A 20,101-nucleotide genomic window follows, 5' to 3' on the forward strand; every position below is an offset into this window, starting at 1 on the left:
CCAGCGATTGCTCGATCGCTCGGAGAAAGTAACTGTGTTCTGGCGCACCCTAATAAGCTGTAGAATATTGCACAATATCCAGGCTCACATCGCACCAAGTTTACAAATATGGTACTCACCCCAGATAATTCAGGCATCTCTCGTTTGGTAGGAGACAATTCTCCTGAAAATATTACACTTGCACCAGGACAACTTGCTAGTTTTCCTGGGGGACTTTGGATGCTGGGCGGCAATGATACTGTCAGGGGCTCGTCAGAGGCAGAACGGATTTTCGGCAACGATGGTAAAGACAGTCTGTTAGGCGGTGTCGGCAATGATTCTATTTACGCGGGCAAAGAGGATGACGATGTTTTGGGAGAAACTGGCGACGATTTCTTGACAGGAGATAGAAATAGCGATTTCCTTGATGGGGGTGCGGCAAATGATTTGCTGCGCGGAGGACAAGGTGTTGATTTGTTAGTGGGCGGTGACGGTAATGATACTTTAATTGGCGACAGAGAGGTGGATATTTACCAAGGTGGTGCAGGGAGCGATGTATTTGTTTTGAGAGTCGATCAAGCGGGAAGCAGAGTAGTTGGAATTGAAGTTCCTGACGCGGTAATTGTGGATTTTGAGAAGTCGAGCGATTCGATTGGAATTAGTGTGGCATTTACCAGCAGCAATATTTCCTTGGAAGAGGTAAGTTATAGCTTGAACGATCCGAGACTGCTGCTGATCGATCCTGCAACTGTAACGGGGGGAACGAGTTTGTTAGCCAAGGGTGGCATCTCGCGGCAAAGTCTCGATCCCGATGGCAACGGCCGTGTGGAAGCTACTAATATTAGATTCGGTTTTACTAATGCTTTGTTGGGTACTGTTTTGAATGTGACCCCAGCCGATTTAAACGGTCGTTTTATTAATGCTATTTCTTTGCTTTAATTCGTTGCTTATATAGGGCTTGCTGAATAAGCGATCGCATATTGCGTGGCCTGGGTTTTCGATCGCGTGATCGAGAATAAAGTGCAAGATAAACAGGTAAAATAGGTCAAAACCCGTGCATCACCATCTGCGCTCGTGTACAAAAAAGCTGAGTTTGCTTCCCTCTCACCCTCCGACTTTGAACTGCCCTCATGCGGAAAATTGTCAGCTTCTAACCGTTGGGTAAAGATGGCCCAAGTAATACCGTGGTCAGAATTTGAATCAGAATATGCTGAAAACTTCCCCACAGAAATGGGTGCACCAGCCAAATCATGGAGGATGGCATTAGGGGCATTAATTATCAAAGAAAAACTGGGAATTAGCGATCGCGAAACGGTAGAACAAATCCGTGAAAACCCCTATTTGCAATACTTTATCGGTCAATCAAGCTACAGTAACGAGCTGCCATTTGACCCATCACTATTAGTTCACTTTCGGCAACGAATTAGTCCCAACCTAATTAATAAACTGAACGAACGAATGGTCGAAAAAATGCGCGAAATCACCCATGTAAAAACCGAAAAAAAAAAGGATTCGGACGCCAAAAATGAGTCACCCAATCGCGGTAAACTAATCATAGATGCGACCTGCGCTCCAGCCGACATTAGTTATCCGACCGACTTAGGACTATTAAACGGAGCCAGAGTTCACACTGAAAAAATCATAGATATCCTGTATAAACCGCTCAAAGGTCAAATCCCGAAAAAACCAAGAACCTACCGTAATCTCGCAAGAATTGATTACTTATTAATAGCCAAACAAAGACGACCCACCCGCAACAAAAGAAGACAGGCAATTAAAAAACAACTTCAATATATCAAAAGAAACTTAGCTCATATTGAACAGCTAATTGATGGGGGTGCGAGCCTAAAAGATCTGAATAAAAAGCAATATAAAACCTTGCTAGTCCTCACAGAAGTCTATCGCCAACAACAGTGGTTATTTGACAACGATAAACAGAGTATTGAGGATAGAATAGTAAGTTTAAGTCAACCCCATATTCGTCCCATTGTAAGAGGAAAAGCAGGGAAAAGCGTAGAGTTTGGAGCCAAACTATCAGCCAGTTGTTTTGAAGGATATGTATTTTTAGACCGGATGAGCTGGGATAACTTTAACGAATCAGGGGACTTAAAAGCACAAGTAGAAGCATATCATAGGTTCACAGGATATTACCCAGAGTCCGTTCATGCCGATCGCATTTATCGAACAAGATCAAATCGAGCATGGTGTAAAGAAAGAGGAATTAGAATCAGTGGACCTCCTTTAGGAAGACCTCCAGCAAATGTGAGTAAAGAAAAAAAGAAGCAAGCCGCATATGATGAGAGAATTCGCAATGCGATTGAGGGCAAATTTGGACAAGCTAAACGAAGATTCGGTCTCAATCGAGTGATGGCAAAACTTGATAATACATCTGGTACAGTTATTGCAATTACTTTTTTGGTAATGAACCTTGCTACCTGGTGGCGTCGGGTTTTTTGTATGTTTTTATGTCTATTTGGAAAAAGAACACCTATTTTTGGGTGGAAGATAATCTACTATTATAATTGGGGGCAAGCGATACAGAAAAAACTTATCTTTAACCGAGATTGAATATATCGATCGCTCTTGTTATTGATTTGTGATCGATTATTCAGCAAGCCCTATATATCTTTAGTAGGGTGCGCTAGGCGCACCTTACCCATTACGCATTATCTAACTCACCGTCAAAACTGCGCGATAGCGCACTTGATTATCCCGGACTTTCTGCATTGCTTCATTCGCTTGTGCGATCGCAAAAACTTCGACAATCGGCTCAATCCCAAACTTCTCTGCAATTGATAGCATTTCATTAATCATAGCGCGACCGCCGATCGGCGAAGCCATAATTCGGCGTCGCTTTGTCAGCAACGGAAACAAGGGAATGCTCAAAGGTGCATCCGGGACTCCGACGAAGGCAAGCGCACCGTCAGAATCGAGAAAATCAATGTACGGAACCCAATCTAAAGCAGCAGGAACTGTACTCAACAAAATATCTAATTTGTTGCTGGGGGCTTGAGGAATTTCGCCTTTTCCTACTACAATAGCTTCGTCCGCCCCCATTTTCTGTGCAAATTCTGCCTTATCTTGGGAAGTAGTAAAAACTGTAACGCGGTTGCCTAATTTTTTCGCAAATTGCACCGCCATGTGTCCCAATCCGCCGATGCCGAGAATGCCAATTTCTTGCCCGGAACTCATCCCCGCATTCCGCAAACCGGCGTAAACCGTAATTCCGCCGCACAACAGCGGCCCCGCTATTTTGGAATCGATGCCTTTGGGAATAGGAAAAGCAAAGCGGGAATCTACCATCAAATAATCGGCAAAACCGCCCGGGCCTGTAACAATTAATCCCTGGTTTTCATCGCAGAGATTTTCGTTACCGCGCAAGCAGTCGCGGCACTGCAAACAAGACGACCTTTGCCAGCCGACACCAACGCGATCTCCCACTTTTAAATGAGTCACTTGCGGGCCTATTTCTGCCACTTCTCCGATAACTTCGTGGCCCGGAACGAGGGGATATTTTGATTGACCCCAATCGTTGTCAATCATGTGCAAGTCAGAGTGACAAATGCCGCAAGTTAACACTTTTATCAGACATTCATGTACTTTGGGAGGTTCGACATCGAATTTGTATTCTTCAAGCAATCCCCCGGTTTTTTTAACTGCCAGTGCTTTGATTTGCATGGTGGTGTTTCCTGGTTTGTTTGCCATTATAGGGTTCGGGGCGGGTTTAACAGTCTCTTTCTTTAGTTGTATATATTCAAGGGAATCGGCCCCGAGGACTCAGGCGCGTTACTAATAATTTGTCTGGTGCTTATGGCGCACCTTACCAATTACCAATTACCAATTACCAATTACCCATTACCCATTACCCCTTAGGATTATAACTTGCCCTTTTCCATTGCCCACTGCATCAAACCGGGGAACAAACGATAAGCTTCCGATGCCAAAAAAGCAGGACCTACAGTAACTTCTGCACGCTGATCTTTCACAGCATCCCAAATAGCTTTAGCAATATCTTTGGGCTGAGTTGCCCAGTCAGATTTTAGCATTTGGCTCATTTTCTGGCGGCGCAATTCGACTCCGGGTTCGTCTCGATCGCGAAATTGAGCTCTTTCTAAAAAATCGCTGTTAATCAAGCCCGGATGCACCGCGCAAACGTGAATGCCTTGAGGCGCTAATTCTAATCGCAAAGTTTCTGTTAAACCGGTTACTGCATATTTGCTGGCACAATAAGCAGTCATTTGAGGCAAAGGCATTTTGCCGCCAATGGAACCAACATTGACTATTGTCCCTGTTTTTCGTTCCAAAAAATGTGGCAACATTTCTTGAATTGTGTTAACGCAGCCCCAAAAATTGGTATTCATTAATTGCTGCCAGTCTTCGGAGGTAGTTTGTTCCATCGCCCCCGTGAGACAAATGCCAGCATTGTTAACTAAAACATCGATGTTGCCGCAGGTATCTAGGGCTTTTTGGACGATCGCGCGCACTTGGTTAATGTCGCCCACATCCCCCGGAATAGCTACAGCGGAAGTGCCTTCTCGCTGCACTTGAACCGCTGCTGCTGCCAATCTCTCTGGCTGGCGAGCTACCATAACTACATCGTAGCCTTTACTTGCAAATAAAATTGCTGTTGCTTTGCCACTTCCTTGAGAAGCGCCTGTAATCAAAACTGTAGGAGCCATAGATAGTTATAAATTGTAAGTGGGTAATTTGTTTGTTGCGATAGTGAAACTATAACAGAGGTCAGGTAATTTTAGACGCCCTATACATTTAGAAGTATTGAGTATAGGATTTTTTTGTGTTTCGCGAGCGGGCTTTTTTTAACGAACCGCGAAGGCGCGAAGGACACGAAGGAAGAGAGGAGAAGAGAAGAGAAAGAGTTCAGATTTGTGCAAAAATTTCTATGTATATCTTACTTTAGGTAGTTACCAATTACCAATTGTCGCAAAAATGAATGTTCCGAAACAAGCACCTAATTGGTCGATCGCTCTAGTGTTAATTATCGGGGTTTTAGCCGTCTCAACTTCCTCAATCTTAATTCGGCTGGCTAACTTGAAAGCAGGCGCCGGCGGCTTTGGTTTCAGTCTGGTACTTGCGGCTTCTCGCCTGACTTTATCTGCTTTAATTCTGCTTCCTGCTTGGCGGAAAATTCAGTGGAACGCCCTGCAACCGGGAGCTCGGCGCTATGCTGCTGCTGCGGGTTTGTGTCTCGCGCTGCACTTTGCGCTGTGGATTACCTCACTTTCTTATACTTCGATCGCCGCCTCGACTGCTCTTGTCACCACTAATCCTGTCTGGGTAGCGCTTTTGTCGCGCTTCTGGTTCGGTGAAAAACTCAGCAAAATGTCGATCGCGGGCATTACTATAGCTCTTGCTGGGGGAATGGCGATCGCCCTTGGAAGTGCGGGCGCAGCCGATGCTGGCAGCAGCCAACTGCTGGGCGATTTCCTGGCTCTGGCTGGTTCCTGGGCTGTCAGCTTGTATTTGCTGCTGGGCCGGGAAGCTCAGCGGCGGGGACTGGGAATTGGTGGCTATATCGCGATCGCCTATACTGTGGCTGCGATCGTCCTGCTGCCTCTCCCCTTCGCCTTCGGCACTACTTATACTAATTACCCAGACATTGTATATTTTTATATTTTGTTAACGGCCGCTTTGCCTCAGTTAGTAGGCCACACCATTTTGAACTGGGCCGTAGTGCAGATTTCCCCAACTCTGGTAACTCTTGCCATCTTGTTTGAACCGGTTGGGGCGAGTTGGTTTGGTTATTTGCTGTTTGGGGAAGTGCCCGCGCCGGCGGTACTCACAGGTGCTGCGGTGCTGCTGTTGGGGGTAGCAACCGCTACCTTCGGAGCAAAAAAAATCAGTGTCAACAGTTAAGAGTTAACCGTTTTCGACATTGCCACTACAGTTGCCGTGAGTCAGAATAAAACAAATTAGGGCTTAAAAACCCCAATAACTCATCAGTGAAATATCGATTCAAAACTATCAAAGGTCTGAGTAATGACTAATAATACTCGGCTGCCTTTAGGAGAATAAAATTATGCTGCCAGAACAACTACAGCGGATCATCGGCTACTTTCTCGAAGAAGCCACAGAACAGATCCAAGTTATCGAACAAGGCTTGCAAGATCTGCAAAATACCCTGCCAGCTCCCCCAAGAATACACCAGCTCATCCGAGCCTCGCACTCGATTAAAGGGGGAGCAGCTATGCTGGGATTTAGCAGCATTCAGCGCATTGCTCATCGGTTGGAGGATTATTTAAAGCTGCTCAGAGAATGTCCGATCGCCATTGATAGCAGGCTACAATCGCTCTTAACCGAAGTTTTTGATATTTTAGCAGCCCTCGTGTCAAAGGTTTCTAAGGGTTTTGGGCTCAACCACGAAGACGCAAACCAAATGCTCTCCCTCGCCGAACCGGTTTTTGACGAACTCGACGCTTACCTGAGATTGCGAATTCCCACTCGCCTGACTGTGAGAGCTACTACGGACGAACATATTCACGTTTTCTCCGGTTACTGCACCTCCCTGAGCGAATTTTCCTCGGCTATTGCTTCGCGCGTCGGTTTGCTCGGAGGCACTATTACCCGCCACGATCAGGATAGCCAGGGCATACGCCTTTGTATTGACATTTACCTACCGCCTTACACCAGGATCGAAAACATCCGCCAAGCTGTCGAACTCTCCGGCGCTATTATCGGGAATGTTCAGACGCAGCGGGACTTTTCGCTGCTGGCGACTGCGGATTATCCGGTTTACCAAAGTGCGATCGAGCCTCCGGCAATTTGCATCGGATGCCGCTACTATTACGGTAGAAGTGACGGCGGCTACCTGCTCAACTGCACGATCCATCCCCGCGGCCCGGAAACAGAAGATTGTCGCGATCGGGAACCGGAATAAGCAGTAGAAAATCTGGACTCTGATCCCCGATTTGCAACCAGGGAAAAATTTCTTCTGAAACCAATATTCTCCCTGACATCTTTGACATTACGCCGACCAACTTATTTTTGAGTTCCTAGATAATTACATCCTTCTCTCCAAGATAACTAAATCCTTCTTCCTCTGGAGAGATCCCCTAACAACTGATACTGCAACTCGAATTAATTGCATCATGCTTGCAGGATGAGCGATCGCCCAGACATTGATTGTCAGACAAGTGATTCCCATAACTAACAAGATGTATGTCGGAGGCATTACTACCCCGATCGCGAACCAGCAAAAAACGTGAAATATCATTGCTGTAGCCCAAAGGCTGGCGACAACCACAGACGCCCAAATTTGTATTCGAGGTCGGTTTAGTGCTGTCAAAATCACTGTCACCAAAGTAGTCAGCAAGTTTGCCGGAACTAAAAAGGCACAGATAGCTATGCAGTAGGTATGAGAAAATTCAGTAACTGTATTGAAGTCGATCATCAGTCTAATTGTCGGGCCTGTTGGATATACTTAAAGAGCTTAGCGTGACTTGACTTTCAGATCTTGTCACCCTTACTTTAACTTAATATTTCCGTAAGTAGGCCGCTCTGGAGACGCATTTCTCTCCCCCTTTTCCAGCAGGCAAAATTCTACCACACATATTAAAGTTTTGGGGAATTATTAAACATACTTGAAGAATGGCAAAAATTGCTGTGATAATTAACATCGGGAAGCGATAGTATAGAAGAGCCAAGTCTGTAAAATATCTAGAAGGCTGAGGCGGGTCGAACAGCAACACATACGGCAGGCTGATTTCCGACTCAATCATTTTTGATTCCCTGATTCTCGGATGATGGATTCTCAGCGTCCATCAAGGGATCGAGCCGTTATGCGATCGAACAATATGAGATTATTATAAAACAGCCAATTTGCTCTCACATCTCAAATCATTAGAACCCTCTCGAAATTATACAGCGGAAGGCAAAGCAAATGGATCAACAAATCACCATTCCCGCACTCGAAGAAGTTGACTTGACCAACTGCGACAGAGAACCCATTCACCTATCGGGGCACATTCAGCCACACGGGGTGCTACTTGTTGTACGAGAACCTGAACTAGAAATAGTGCAAGTCAGCGAAAATACGCAAGATTTGTTAGGAATTGATGCAGAAAGTGCGATCGGTCAAGATTTAAGCTTATTATTCGATAAAATTCAACTAGAAAAACTCAAGGCCTGTTTGCGGAAGGAAAACTTAAAAACCGTCAATCCCATTAAACTCTCTGTCGAAAGAGCAGGTAAATATTTAGAATTTGACTGCATTCTTCACCGAGAAGAAGAAGTTTTGATGGTCGAGTTAGAATTAGCCACCAGCCCCGAAAATCTTTCGGTTTTTAGCTTTTATCATTCAGTGAGAGCGACGGTCAGCAAAATTCAAAGCGCCCCGAATCTCAAGGAATTATGTCAACTGACTGTAGAAGAAATCAGGAAAATATCGGGATTTGATAGAGTTATGGTCTATCAATTTGACCCCGAGGGCAACGGCGCTGTCATCGCTGAAGCTAAAGCAGAAAAGCTGAGTCCTTTCTTAGGATTAAACTACCCCAGCTCAGATATTCCCAAACAAGCCAGACAACTGTATTCGTTAAATTGGTTGAGGTTAATCCCCGATATTAATTATCAACCAGTACCCCTTGTTTCAGGCAAGAATGCGGCTTCCATCCAGCCCCTAGACCTCAGTTTCACCGTGTTGAGAAGCGTTTCTCCCATTCACATAGAATACCTGCAAAATATGGGCGTTGCAGCTTCGATGTCCATTTCTTTAATCAAAGACAAAAAGCTGTGGGGATTGATTGCTTGTCATAACTATACACCAAAATACCTCAACTATGAATTGCGCGCCGCCTGCGAATTTATCGGGCAAGTAATGTCGTTAGAACTGCAATCAAAAGAAGGAAACGAAGACTACGACTATAAACTACACTTAAAATCTATTCTCACCAAGATTTTTGAAGACATATCCACCTCCGAAAACTTGTCACAAGTGTTAGTTAAATGTCAGCATAATTTGCTGGAAGCAGTCAACGCCCAGGGAGCAGCAATAGTATTTGGAGACAATTGCTATCGAGTCGGGGAAACACCTCCGGGAGAAGCGCTCAAATACTTAACTCAGTGGGTGCAAAATAACCTAAACAAAGAAATTTTTTATACAGACTCGCTGACCAAATGCTATCCCGAAGCTGAGGAATTTAAAGACACGGCCAGCGGGTGTTTGGCTATAGCAATATCGCCGACTCAGAAAATATACGTTTTGTGGTTTCGCCCGGAAGTAATTAAGACCGTAAATTGGGCGGGCAACCCCAACAAACCAGTTGAAAAAGATGAAGATGGCAACCCTCGACTGTCTCCTAGGAAATCCTTCGAGCTGTGGAAAGAAAATGTGAGGTACAAATCGTTGCCTTGGAAACAATGCGAAATAGACGCTGCATTGGAACTGAAAAAAGCAATGATTAATATAGTGCTTTGCCAAGTAGATAAACTAGAAAAATTAAATACAGCACTAGAAGCATCCGTCGCCCGAGAACGCGAAAAAACTGCTCATTTAAAAACAGCGATGTCCGAGCTTAAGCGGGCTCAAACTCAATTGGTGCAAAGCGAAAGAATGTCAAGTTTGGGACAGTTGGTGGCGGCGGTAGCTTATGAAGTCACTAACCCGATTAACTTCATCTACGGAAATCTTAGCTATGCTAACGAATACAGTCAAAAAATGATCAATTTATTGCAGCTTTACGAGCAGCAATATCCGTCACCTTCGCCAGAAATTCAAGCACAAATTGAAGCAGTTGAATTAGAGTTTATAGCTGAAGACTTACCGAAGTTGCTGGGTTCAATGAAAGTAGGAGCTAACCGCATCCGCGAGATAGTTCAGTCGTTGCGAAACTTCTCTAGAATTGACGAAGCAGAGATTAAACCAGTTGACATTCACGACGGATTGGACAGCGCTTTGCTGATTTTGAGCAACCGACTCAAACCGAAGCCCGATCGCCCAGCAATTCATCTCATCAAAGAATATGGCTCTCTGCCTTTGGTTGAGTGTTACGCCGTTCAAATCAACCAAGTATTTATGAATGTACTGACAAATGCAATTGATGCTCTCGAAGATGGCTTTGTCAACAATAATTTATCGTCGCACTGCGGGGACGAAGAAGAGTCACTCAAGTGCGGACAAATTCGGATTGTGACTGAACTTTGTCCCGGACAAAAAGCCGTAGCAGTTCGGATCAAGGACAACGGTTGGGGCATGGAACAAAAAGTTCGCCAGAAAATTTTTGAGCCGTTTTTTACCACAAAACAGGTGGGCAAAGGTGCGGGGATAGGTTTGGCGATTAGTCACGAAATTGCGGTAGAACAACACGGGGGCAAATTGACTTGCATTTCAGCCCCCGGAGAGGGAACCGAGTTGATTATTGAGATTCCCTTGAGCCAAACTCATCCCACACCCATTGTCAAGTGAAAAAAAGTCCGCGCTAGCGAAGCTATCCCGAACGCGCGCGCCTTCGGTGAAGGGTGGCGAATCGCCCAAATTCAAAAATCGAAAATTCAATTAAAATACAAAAGTAGCTAAGTAGATTTGAGCCAATTCTGAGGAAGCGACTGTGACTGAAAAAAATACCGCCCAATGGGATGCCGGCAGGTTTCTCAAAACCTTGGCTTATTTCGGCGTCATTCCCTTCATTGGCAGCATGAGCTGGCTGCAACAACTCTTTGCAAGCAGCAGCAACAGTAAAAAAGACCAACCCAAACTGGTACTGGTAGCCGGTGCTACCGGCGGCCTCGGGAAGCGAGTTGTCAAGCGGCTGCAACAGCGGGGATATAGAGTGCGAGCCCTCGTCAGAGATACCAAAAGAGCGACAGAAATTCTCGGTCAAAATGTCGAATTAGTCGAAGGAGATATCACTCTCCCAGAAACCCTAACACCGCTAGTAACCGAGGGCATAGAAGCAGTTATCTGCTGCACCGGCACTAAAGTTCAACCGATAGAAGGAGACACCCCAACCAGGGAAAAATACTATCAAGGCATCAAATTTTATATGCCGGAAGTGGTCGATGTTCCCGAAATCGTGGAATACAAAGGCATCAATAATTTAGTGCAAGCTGTTCGCCGCCAGCTAATTCAAGCAGGCGAAAAAACAATTTTTGACTTCACAAAACCCAGCCAAGATTTAAAAGAAACTTGGGGTGCGCTCGACGACATCGTGATGGGTGGCACCAGCGAAAGTTCGATCCGGCTGACAGACAATACAGCTATATTCACAGGCAATGTTTCTACTGCCAACTCGGGCGGCTTTGCTTCGGTGCGTACCCGCAACTTCGATACTCCGCTCAATCTCGCAGGATTTAGCGGCCTCCAACTGCGTGTCAAAGGCGACGGCAAGCGCTACAAATTGATTGTTCGCAACGAAGCTAAATGGGATGGAATTGGCTATTGCTATTCGTTTGATACTGTTTACAATATCTGGATTACTGTCACCGTTCCCTTTGATGAGTTAATCCCAGTATTCCGCGCGAAAACTGTTAAGGATGGCTCTAAATTTGATGCCAGCAGTATTTTTTCTTTTCAGTTAATGTTGAGCAAGTTTGAATATGACGGCGGGCTCAACCCGAAATTTACACCGGGTATTTTTCAACTGGAGTTAGAATCTCTTAAAGCTGATGGGGGACAGACTTTGCCGCGATTTGTGATGGTGAGTTCGGCAGGAGTTACCCGCCCGGGCCGCCCGGGAATTAACTTGGAAGAAGAACCGCCGGCAGTCAGGATGAATGATATGTTGGGGGGGATTTTGACTTGGAAGTTGAAAGGGGAAGATTGTGTGCGATCGAGCCGCATACCTTATACTATTGTCAGACCCTGCGCTTTGACTGAAGAACCGGGAGGCAAAGCTTTAATATTTGAGCAAGGAGACAATATTAGGGGCAAAGTCAGTCGGGAAGATATTGCAGAATTGTGCGTGGAGGCTTTGGCACAACCTCAAGCTTGCAACGTTACTTTTGAGGTGAAAGAGGGGGAAAATGGCAGTTCTCCCGGAGACTGGCAGGCTTTGTTTTCGGGAGTTAAATAACATATCCCACTTCTTAGTAAAATGAGGTAGGCTGGGTGATTGGTAGGTGGTAATTGCTAATTGAGAAAAAGGAGCGCGCCTGTCAGCATACCTCATTTATTTGAGAAATGCCATGTGACAATTAAGATTGAGTAAGATTAAATGAACCGCGAAGACGCAAAGGACGCGAAGGAATAGAAAGAAGAAGATGCAGTTCTTCCTTCGCGCTCTTGGCGTCTTCGCGGTTTAATCATTTCGATGTAACTGGATTTGGTATGATGAGTAAAACAATCACCAATAATTAATAACCAATAACTAATAACTAATTTATGTCTGTGACTTTTTCCCGACGCTCCTTGACGCCTTATTTGTTTTTGTTTCCGGCTTTATTTATTTTGAGCTTGACTGTTTTGTGGCCTGCGGTGCAAGCTTTTTATTTGAGTTTTACCAACTACGAATATGATTTAACTCAAATGCCACAGTGGGTGGGGTTGAAGAATTTTAACAGGTTGTGGGGCGATCGCACATTCTGGCAAACTTTGACGAATACGCTGCTGTATCTCGCCTGCGTTGTGCCTGTATTGGTTGTTCTACCGTTGGGAATGGCGATTTTGTGCAACCAAAAACTTAGGGGGATGAACTGGTTTCGAGCCGCATACTACACGCCGGCGGTGATTTCAATGGTTGTCGCCGGGATTGCTTGGAAGTGGCTGTTTGCTGAGACTGGACTGCTGAATCAGTTGGGGGAATTGTTGGGTTTACCTCCTGTTTCTTGGCTGGCTAATCCGAAGTTAGCAATCTTTAGCGTCATGGCGGTTACTATCTGGAAAGGATTGGGCTATTACATGGTGATTTATTTGGCAGGGCTGCAAGCTATTCCGGCAGAACTTTATGAGGCGGCTGCTATTGATGGTTCTGATGGTTTGGGAAAGCACTGGGATATTACTGTGCCGCTGATGAAGCCTTATTTAGTTTTAGTTGCGGTGATTTCGGCGATTTCTGCTACTAAGGTTTTTGAAGAAGTTTATATTATGACTCAGGGCGGGCCTCGCAATAGTTCTAAGACTGTTGTTTATTATCTTTACGAACGAGCGTTTAATGATTTGGAAATTGGCTATGCTTGTACGATCGGGCTGGTTTTGTTTTTGCTAATTTTGGGTTTGTCGATTTTGCAAGTTAGCCTTCAGGGTTTGACTCGCAATGATTAAGGTTTATGACTGACGCGATCCGGGCCTCATAAACTTTGTTTCTCGTTCTCGTTCCTGTGATTACCAGGACTTTTTTATATTCAGAAACCGGGTTTATTGGTCTAATTTCTACTAATTTTAGACGGGAATCTCGAAGTAATGCGATCGCTCACGGCTTTGGACAGGTCTTATTGGTGAAATCACAGCTATAAATATAGGGTTTCTGCCAGTTCAGAGGAATTTCTAATAAATCCCTGCTTCCGGTCATTCCCCCTCCCAGAAAGAGCAGCACGGCGATCGAGCTCAAGATGACATGGATAGTGCGCCAGCGATTTGAGCGGTCTTTGTAAATGTCTTCAATGATGGCAAGGGAAAAAACCATAATTAGCGCAGCGGTGATGCCAATGTAGTAGTGAGACCAATACCATTCATTGGTTCGCCGATAAACGCCCTCTTGAGTGCCAAGAATCACCAAACCAGTACCTGTTAGGGTCGCAAATATGCCGCGCCATAAAGCGGGTGTCGCTCGATATAGCATGACCAAAGAGCCGACAGTTGCAACAAACATCAGCACAATGAAAATGACCTGAAAGGAGTTTTTGCTCCAAACATCCTTGCTCCAAATATGCTCAAAAATCGGGTAGGCTAGACCCAACAACGTCACTCCTACCACCGAACCTGACAGGATGCGACCTGCTTTGACGTGTTCGGGACCGACTACAGGTGGAATTTTGCTCTTGGTGTCGATCGCAATTTGCTTGCGACGCTGCATGGTTTGCCACCCCATATTGAGAACAATACCAAGCATAGGAAAAACAATCGCTACAGCTAAAATAGGATGCAGCAAAGCCAGAAAATCTTTAAATTCCATAGATCACCTTTTTGTTGAAGAGGGTTGGCTTCATCAACCCGGTTTTTGCGATACATAATATCATACCCGGTGATCTAAGCACAGTAAGTTTGTAGTCAGGACTAATAGTTATTATTTACCCCCATATAAAGGGCTAAAGTCCTGACTACAAACACGCTTTATGAGGGGTAATTCACCGGAGAAGTTGATAAATCCGAAGATATATAGCCATCCTAAATAATTTGTGAATTTCTTACTCCCTCCCCTTGATAAGGGGAGGGTTGGGGTGGGGTAAAAAATTTACAACTCATTTAAGATTGCTATAGCAGTTGTCTATTGGGTGAGGTACAGCTTTCTCAATTACGCAATGGAGCAATTACAATTACCTTGTTCTCTGGGAAATGAAAACTGCTCGCGGTAATGTCAGTGCCGGTTAGCCACTAATTCCCTGCATCACTTTGAGCCTATATGTTACTAGCCTTTCAGTATTGAAGAACTCCTAGCGGGAGTGAAATCACGTCTGCGCCGAACTCAACCAAATGACCCGGATAAGTTATAACTTGAAGACCTAATGTGGAACGGTTTAACCCCTGAAGTTTAGGAAGGCAATCAATAAATTTAACTCACTGCCAAAGAGTTAAATTTGTTAGAATTTATGCTGTAAAATCCCCGTCAAGTGATTACCCGCGACCGAATTCTAGAAAAAGTCTGGGGTGACGATTTTATGGGCGAGTCAAACATTATTGAAGTGTATATTCGTGCGTTACGGAGTAAGTTAGAAGCAAGTAACTCCAAACGCCTGCTGCCTACTGTACGGGGAGTTGGAGACGAGTTACGAGAGCAAAAGTGATGAGGGGCGGATTTACAAATACTTCGCAGATAAAGTATGGATACTGGTGAACCCGCTCCTATTATGCTAGCTATTTTTTTTGTAAAAAATAGACCTAGAAATCCGGTCGTTCCTGATAATCTTCCGCAGAACTCGGGTCTAATTCCCAGCGACTTTCATCTCGATGTTCAAGCATATTTGTTGTGTTCAAAATAGCGCCATCGGGCATTTCTATGCCCGCAGCGGCTCCGAGTTCGTCAACAATATCCAGGTCGGGAGTAGGTGCGGTTCCGCCCACCGATTGCTCGCCAGTGGCACTTTCTTGTTCTGCAGCCGGATCGCCATCCTCGCCGCCGATTTGGGCACTGGTGGAAGAGTAGTCCGAACTGCTGTCCTGCAGGGTTGTTATGTCGTCTTGGCTCAATCCCGGTTGATCGATGATGCCGGTACCGTAAGATTCGGTAATTTCTTGAGGTAATTCGCCCAAATTATCGCGTTCTGTTGGGGTTTTTGCGTTGTGTTTTTTTTGCTGTGCCACGATAGTTGCTCCTGTTTACTTTTGAACTCAATTAAATTAAAAATGTCCGAATTTGGCTTTAAATGAATTGTTTTTAGTAATTGCCGATGGATATAATTAAGTGGTATAATAATTTTTATTTAAGCTTTTAGCTTCTATCCGAGGAAATATATTGATTCGGCTCAGCTATTTCATTGGGAATACAAAAAGCGATCGCCCTTTTGAAAATGGCGATCGCTTTTTAATTCGGAGGCTAATGCTATTCGGGAAAATCAGGGATTACCCATTTGGGGGGTTCCGTCCGTTTCCTTCTCACCGCTTCCTCTGCTATTTCTAGCATTTTATCCAGAGAAGTATTTTCAATAAAGTTGGACGTTGCTTCTGCGTATTCCCGCTTCGGGCACTTGTCGCCCAGAACGCAGCCATTGACGCAAGCCACAGCACAATCGACAGTGTTCTCCACCATAACTTTTTTCCTTTCACGGTTCCAACAACTAGCAGGCAGATGCTCTGGGTTAATTTGTCAAGAGACTGCCCTCTATGTTTATTTTACTTTACAAACTGGCATCAAAGGTCGATCGCCAGGGCAAAACTGTTATAAAATCAAAGCAACCTACCTAATCGGCCGATCGTGAGTAATTTTCTTCGGCGCTTAAAGCTTTTACCTTGGCGAGAAATGCTGCAAATTGCCGCCCTCGTCAACTCAATCGTGATTGGACTGGAGCTATTTTTAGCCTGGGGTTTCACGCAATCGCGGCCAATCCGCAACGTCGTGACGCTTCTTTACGGCTCCTCCCTCGGGACATTGATACCTTTCGCTGCTGCAGTGGGAATGGGAGCTTTAGCAGTGTACTTTTTAGAGTATTGGCAACAACAATTTTTGCTCAACCGAATTAGTTTGTGGGTTTTAGTTTTCTGCGTGCTCTTGGGTTTGGTGTTAAAGTCATTCCTACCCATACCTCCTTTATTAGCAAGTTTATCTGAAGCTGCACTAATCGGAGTTACGGTGGGAGTTTTTTGGAAGGGCCGGCCTTATTGGCGATAGTCATGCCATTTTATATTTGAGATTTTAGATTGGCAATGACTGATGAATATTCTGGTTTCGAGCTTGTCTACACTTGCAGTTTTTTGTGAAGATAGTATCATTAGTCATGGGTCATTGGTTATTAGTCTATATGTAGGGTGCGCCGAGGCGCACCTTACCGCTTAAATCAAGAAATTCCCTCTTCCTTCTCCCCTCTTCCTTCTTCGTGACATCCGTTAAATGCGTTACCGAATCCGTTGCCGAACTTCCTTCTTCTTATGGCAGCCAAAAATCGGGAATGAATGTTTTAGTCAAACTGCGAGTAAACTGATTAATCTTTCTCCCGATTTGAATATGCGGTTCGTCAGCTTCCACGGGAATAATTACCGCTTTGTTTCCGATTCCGAAACGCGAAATTACCAAATTTGCCGCCTCCAAACCAGTAACATAAGCCTTTTCCTGCGACCAAGAACCGTGACGAGTAACAACCCAATCGCCGCTCATGAATACATTATCATAACTTGTTACTGCCGGCAACAAATACTGATAGCTGCCAGGGGCAAAATGCGTCACCGCCCGCGACAGCCGAATCGCGCTGCTGTCAATTACTTTTGCCTCCCGAAAAGCCGGAATGCAAGTCGCTAAATCCCGCTGAACTAAGGAAACAATTTCCTCATCTTTCAGGGGAATTAATTGATTTGCGTGATAAAAGTCAGCTTCGACAACTGTTCCCGGTTCGTCTCGAAATTCGTCGTGCAAAGCATTCAAATCAAAAAACGTCCAACCTGTAGTTGAACTAAACCCAAAACAGGCATTAGAAGGCAGCGGAATGTCAATTTGTCGGTCAAACCACAGGCGAACAGCTAACACGTCAACTGCACCCAGATTCATTGCGTCCCGAAACTCTTGGCGACTTTGCAAAGCGGGGCTACTGCTGATAATTTTTTGCATTCCCGTGACGCCAACAGCAAAAATAACTGCATCTGCATCGAAGGTTTCTTCGCCGCAAACAACGCCTGTTGCTCGGTTGTTGCTGTCAACTATTAAGTCAGTAACTCGCTGCTTTGTCAATACTTTGGCACCGAGTTTTTCCAGGATATCGACCCAGGGGCGAAAGATTTTTTCTCCCACAGTTCCGCGACACCAAACTACATCAAAATCCGGTTGGTGTGCTAAGATGAAATAATAAAGCATTCCCAAAGCGGCGGCGGCAGAACATTGTTCTCCGGGTGCAAATAAACCTACTAATAACATCGGTTCAAAAGCATCGCGGTAGAGTCTTGCAGAAACGCCAAACTGTTTGAATAGTTCGCGGGCAGTGACGCGATCGTACCTGCGCCACGCTTCGTCGGAATTGTCGAAATCTAGGACGGCGTAGAGTAAGGGCAAGGCTGAAAGCCGATCCACTAATGGCAGCCTTTTAAATTTGGTATAAAGAAATGTTCCTAACGGTGTGGGAAGCCACGGTTCGTCCTGAAAAATCGGCGATTCTACTTCCAATCCGGCAGGTGAATACTGACAAGAACGAGTCCAAGGCGTGAAGGGAGCGAGTCCTAATTCCTTGACTAAGGAAAAGATATTTTTGTAGGGATACCAGAAGCCATGAATGCCTGCTTCTACGGAACGCCCGCCGGCGGTTTTCCACCCTGCAACTAAGCCACCCGGATAAGGGCCTGCTTCTAACAAAGTTACGTCATAGCCTTGCTGGGCTAGGTGATAGGTAGCGCCTAAACCGGCCCATCCTGCACCGACGACGACTATTTTTGGGGTTGACGATTCTGCTGACATTGCGTACCTCTTGATAATTTATTAATGATGACATAATTCATAAAACCCGGATTTGATATAAAATGTGTTGAATTATGTGCTAAATTTCGCTTGAGTGAATAATGAGTGTCAAAAACCGCCAGCAGACTAACCTGTTGCTGCTCTTATTTCCCGCTACGGCCTGGCTGATGGTTTTCTTCATTTTGCCCGTGCTAATTGTACTTTTGTACAGTTTCTTAGAACGCGGTACATACGGTGGCGTTACTTGGATATTTACTCTCAGCAACTACCAGCGTTTGTTCAGCGGACTTTTCTTAGGAGTAATTGGGCGATCGCTCTGGCTGGCTTTTCTGACAACAGTCGCTTGCCTATTAGCTGGCTATCCCCTCGCATTCTTCATCGCCACCCGTTCTCCCCGCTGGCGAAATGCTTTGCTTTTGCTGGTAATTATTCCATTTTGGACTAATTTTTTAGTGAGAACCTACGCCTGGATCATACTCCTACGTAGCGAAGGAGTAGTTAACACAGCCTTGCAAAGCCTGCAAATTATTAGTGAACCGTTAAACTTGCTTTTTACGCCTTTCGCTGTGGCGATCGGTCTTATTTACGGCTATTTACCTTTCATGGTGCTGCCTTTATATTCTAGCATAGAACGCTTCAACTTTTCCTTGGTAGAAGCCGCTCACGATTTAGGTGCCAATGACATCCGTACTTTTTGGCGCGTATTTTTACCATTAACAAGTCGCGGCATTGTTGCAGGCTCTATTTTAGTTTTTGTTCCCGCCGTCGGCGCTTTCATCACACCGGATATATTGGGGGGTTCTAAAACAGTTATGGTGGGAAATTTGATTCAAAATCAGTTTATGAAAGCCCGCGATTGGCCTTTTGGGTCGGCGCTTTCTATGCTGTTGACGGTAATCATATTGATTCCGGTTTTAATTTACTTCCGCGTGTCTGATGAAACTCAATAAGGTAAGGTAGACACGAATCGTTGCACCCTGCGTTTAGGTGAAGATGCCCTAATGACTAATGACTACTGAATAATGACTACTGACTAATGACTAAAACAAAACTAGATTTACTCGTGCGGGCGATCGGCAAAAAGTGGCTTTGGGTACAAGCTGCACTAGCATTTGCCTTTCTTTACTTGCCAATTCTCATCTTAATTATTTACTCCTTTAACGCCTCCAGATTCAATGCCGTTTGGCGGGGCTTTACCCTCGATTGGTACCGCAGTTTGTTTAGCAATGCAGGCGCGACGATTGCTACGAGTAGCAGCGCCGGAATCTGGACAGCGCTCAACAACAGCTTGCTAATTGCAGCTATTTCGACTGTGTTAGCAACCGTTTTTGGTACAATGATCGCGCTAGCACTGGAACGCTTTCATTTCCCGGGGCGCAAAGCCGTAGAAGCTTTACTGTTTTTGCCCATTATTATGCCCGAAATTACGATCGGCATTTCGCTGCTAGTTTTCTTTACCCTAGTATTTCGGATCGTAGAAAATCTCACGGGAATTCGCCTCAATCTCGGCTTACCTACTGTAATTATTGGTCACGTTGTCTTTAATATTTCCTTTGTGACTATTACTGTCAGGGCGCGTTTGGCGGAACTAGATCCTCAATTAGAACAAGCAGCTTTTGACTTGGGCGCTAACGAGTGGCGGACTTTTTGGCGCATCACTCTCCCTCTGATTTGGCCCGCTATTTTCAGCGCGGCACTGCTGGCTTTAACTCTGTCGCTAGACGATTTTGTCGTGACATTTTTTACCACCGGTGTCGGTTCCATGACGCTACCTTTATTTGTTTACGGTCTGATAAAATTCTCAGTGACACCAGCGATTAATGCCATTTCAACTTTGATGTTATTGGCTTCTTTGTTGCTGGTTGTATCATCGTTAAAAGTTCAGAAAAATTAAAAAGTTTACTTTTATGTGTCATAATTAT

At 45.0% G+C, this 20,101-nt stretch carries 17 protein-coding genes and 1 pseudogene; 11 read left to right on the forward strand and 7 right to left on the reverse strand.

Annotation, left to right across the window (positions count from 1 at the left end; all coding sequences use genetic code 11):
* The first annotated feature begins 108 nt into the window (after positions 1-108).
* Positions 109-918: a calcium-binding protein gene (locus tag D0A34_05295; protein ID UNU18365.1), complete on the forward strand. Its 810-nt coding sequence runs from the start codon at positions 109-111 to the stop codon at positions 916-918.
* Between the two features lie 135 nt (positions 919-1,053).
* Positions 1,054-2,547, forward strand: a complete 1,494-nt coding sequence (locus D0A34_05300) for an IS5 family transposase (protein UNU18366.1) — start codon at positions 1,054-1,056, stop codon at positions 2,545-2,547.
* A gap of 102 nt (positions 2,548-2,649) precedes the next feature.
* Here the strand turns inward: D0A34_05300 and D0A34_05305 are convergent, their stop codons facing one another.
* Both D0A34_05305 and D0A34_05310 read right to left on the reverse strand, forming a co-directional pair.
* Entirely contained in the window at positions 2,650-3,657 is a 1,008-nt protein-coding gene (locus D0A34_05305; GenBank protein UNU22180.1) for an NAD(P)-dependent alcohol dehydrogenase, read from the reverse strand.
* A 197-nt stretch (positions 3,658-3,854) separates the two neighbouring features.
* On the reverse strand, positions 3,855-4,658 hold the full coding sequence (locus D0A34_05310) for an SDR family oxidoreductase (protein ID UNU18367.1): 804 nt from the start codon (positions 4,656-4,658) through the stop codon (positions 3,855-3,857).
* A gap of 268 nt (positions 4,659-4,926) precedes the next feature.
* Here D0A34_05310 and D0A34_05315 point away from each other — a divergent pair, with 268 nt between their 5' ends.
* Positions 4,927-5,853 (forward strand): DMT family transporter, encoded by a 927-nt coding sequence (locus D0A34_05315; GenBank protein UNU18368.1) that lies wholly within the window; start codon positions 4,927-4,929, stop codon positions 5,851-5,853.
* A gap of 163 nt (positions 5,854-6,016) precedes the next feature.
* Positions 6,017-6,874 (forward strand): phosphotransferase, encoded by an 858-nt coding sequence (locus D0A34_05320; protein UNU18369.1) that lies wholly within the window; start codon positions 6,017-6,019, stop codon positions 6,872-6,874.
* A gap of 123 nt (positions 6,875-6,997) precedes the next feature.
* Here D0A34_05320 and D0A34_05325 read toward each other — a convergent pair whose 3' ends face one another.
* Positions 6,998-7,387, reverse strand: a complete 390-nt coding sequence (locus D0A34_05325) for a hypothetical protein (GenBank protein UNU18370.1) — start codon at positions 7,385-7,387, stop codon at positions 6,998-7,000.
* Positions 7,388-7,876: 489 nt separating this feature from the next.
* Between D0A34_05325 and D0A34_05330 the strand changes: the two genes are divergently transcribed.
* From D0A34_05330 to D0A34_05340, 3 genes are all read left to right on the forward strand, one after another.
* Positions 7,877-10,399, forward strand: a complete 2,523-nt coding sequence (locus D0A34_05330) for a GAF domain-containing protein (GenBank protein ID UNU18371.1) — start codon at positions 7,877-7,879, stop codon at positions 10,397-10,399.
* 142 nt (positions 10,400-10,541) lie between these two features.
* A complete protein-coding gene (locus D0A34_05335) occupies positions 10,542-12,005 on the forward strand; it encodes an NAD-dependent epimerase/dehydratase family protein (GenBank protein ID UNU18372.1) in 1,464 nt (487 codons plus the stop codon).
* 308 nt (positions 12,006-12,313) lie between these two features.
* Entirely contained in the window at positions 12,314-13,192 is an 879-nt protein-coding gene (locus D0A34_05340; GenBank protein ID UNU18373.1) for a sugar ABC transporter permease, read from the forward strand.
* A 148-nt stretch (positions 13,193-13,340) separates the two neighbouring features.
* On the opposite strand, the gene D0A34_05345 is transcribed toward D0A34_05340, so the two are convergent.
* Entirely contained in the window at positions 13,341-14,042 is a 702-nt protein-coding gene (locus tag D0A34_05345; protein ID UNU18374.1) for a DUF4079 domain-containing protein, read from the reverse strand.
* A 466-nt stretch (positions 14,043-14,508) separates the two neighbouring features.
* Between D0A34_05345 and D0A34_05350 the strand changes: the two are divergent.
* Positions 14,509-14,871: pseudogene (locus D0A34_05350) on the forward strand (winged helix family transcriptional regulator).
* 94 nt (positions 14,872-14,965) lie between these two features.
* Here D0A34_05350 and D0A34_05355 read toward each other — a convergent pair.
* Complete coding sequence (locus tag D0A34_05355) at positions 14,966-15,388, reverse strand: hypothetical protein (protein UNU18375.1); 423 nt, start codon at positions 15,386-15,388, stop codon at positions 14,966-14,968.
* 238 nt (positions 15,389-15,626) lie between these two features.
* Positions 15,627-15,833, reverse strand: coding sequence for a hypothetical protein (locus tag D0A34_05360; protein ID UNU18376.1), 207 nt, complete (start codon positions 15,831-15,833; stop codon positions 15,627-15,629).
* Between the two features lie 165 nt (positions 15,834-15,998).
* Here D0A34_05360 and D0A34_05365 point away from each other — a divergent pair, with 165 nt between their 5' ends.
* Positions 15,999-16,412 carry a peptide chain release factor 1 gene (locus D0A34_05365; GenBank protein UNU18377.1) on the forward strand — a complete coding sequence of 138 codons (414 nt, stop codon included), beginning with the start codon at positions 15,999-16,001 and terminating at the stop codon, positions 16,410-16,412.
* A 255-nt stretch (positions 16,413-16,667) separates the two neighbouring features.
* Here the strand turns inward: D0A34_05365 and D0A34_05370 are convergent, their stop codons facing one another.
* Positions 16,668-18,179 carry an FAD-dependent oxidoreductase gene (locus D0A34_05370; GenBank protein UNU18378.1) on the reverse strand — a complete coding sequence of 504 codons (1,512 nt, stop codon included), beginning with the start codon at positions 18,177-18,179 and terminating at the stop codon, positions 16,668-16,670.
* Positions 18,180-18,280: 101 nt separating this feature from the next.
* On the opposite strand from D0A34_05370, the gene D0A34_05375 reads away from it, so the two are divergent.
* Positions 18,281-19,129, forward strand: coding sequence for an ABC transporter permease (locus tag D0A34_05375; GenBank protein UNU18379.1), 849 nt, complete (start codon positions 18,281-18,283; stop codon positions 19,127-19,129).
* Positions 19,130-19,215: 86 nt separating this feature from the next.
* On the forward strand, positions 19,216-20,073 hold the full coding sequence (locus D0A34_05380) for an ABC transporter permease (GenBank protein UNU18380.1): 858 nt from the start codon (positions 19,216-19,218) through the stop codon (positions 20,071-20,073).
* The last annotated feature ends 28 nt before the right edge of the window (positions 20,074-20,101 follow it).

Source organism: Microcoleus vaginatus PCC 9802 (assembly GCA_022701275.1).
GTDB classification, from domain to species: Bacteria; Cyanobacteriota; Cyanobacteriia; order Cyanobacteriales; family Microcoleaceae; genus Microcoleus; species Microcoleus vaginatus_A.

Coding starts and splice junctions, on each gene's coding strand:
- D0A34_05370 (UNU18378.1), bottom strand. CDS start 18,179: ATGTCAGCAGAATCGTCAACCCCAAAAATAGTCGTCGTCGGTGCAGGA.
- D0A34_05345 (UNU18374.1), bottom strand. CDS start 14,042: ATGGAATTTAAAGATTTTCTGGCTTTGCTGCATCCTATTTTAGCTGTA.
- D0A34_05330 (UNU18371.1), top strand. CDS start 7,877: ATGGATCAACAAATCACCATTCCCGCACTCGAAGAAGTTGACTTGACC.
- D0A34_05320 (UNU18369.1), top strand. CDS start 6,017: ATGCTGCCAGAACAACTACAGCGGATCATCGGCTACTTTCTCGAAGAA.
- D0A34_05295 (UNU18365.1), top strand. CDS start 109: ATGGTACTCACCCCAGATAATTCAGGCATCTCTCGTTTGGTAGGAGAC.
- D0A34_05380 (UNU18380.1), top strand. CDS start 19,216: ATGACTAAAACAAAACTAGATTTACTCGTGCGGGCGATCGGCAAAAAG.
- D0A34_05310 (UNU18367.1), bottom strand. CDS start 4,658: ATGGCTCCTACAGTTTTGATTACAGGCGCTTCTCAAGGAAGTGGCAAA.
- D0A34_05325 (UNU18370.1), bottom strand. CDS start 7,387: ATGATCGACTTCAATACAGTTACTGAATTTTCTCATACCTACTGCATA.
- D0A34_05340 (UNU18373.1), top strand. CDS start 12,314: ATGTCTGTGACTTTTTCCCGACGCTCCTTGACGCCTTATTTGTTTTTG.
- D0A34_05375 (UNU18379.1), top strand. CDS start 18,281: ATGAGTGTCAAAAACCGCCAGCAGACTAACCTGTTGCTGCTCTTATTT.
- D0A34_05360 (UNU18376.1), bottom strand. CDS start 15,833: ATGGTGGAGAACACTGTCGATTGTGCTGTGGCTTGCGTCAATGGCTGC.
- D0A34_05305 (UNU22180.1), bottom strand. CDS start 3,657: ATGCAAATCAAAGCACTGGCAGTTAAAAAAACCGGGGGATTGCTTGAA.
- D0A34_05315 (UNU18368.1), top strand. CDS start 4,927: ATGAATGTTCCGAAACAAGCACCTAATTGGTCGATCGCTCTAGTGTTA.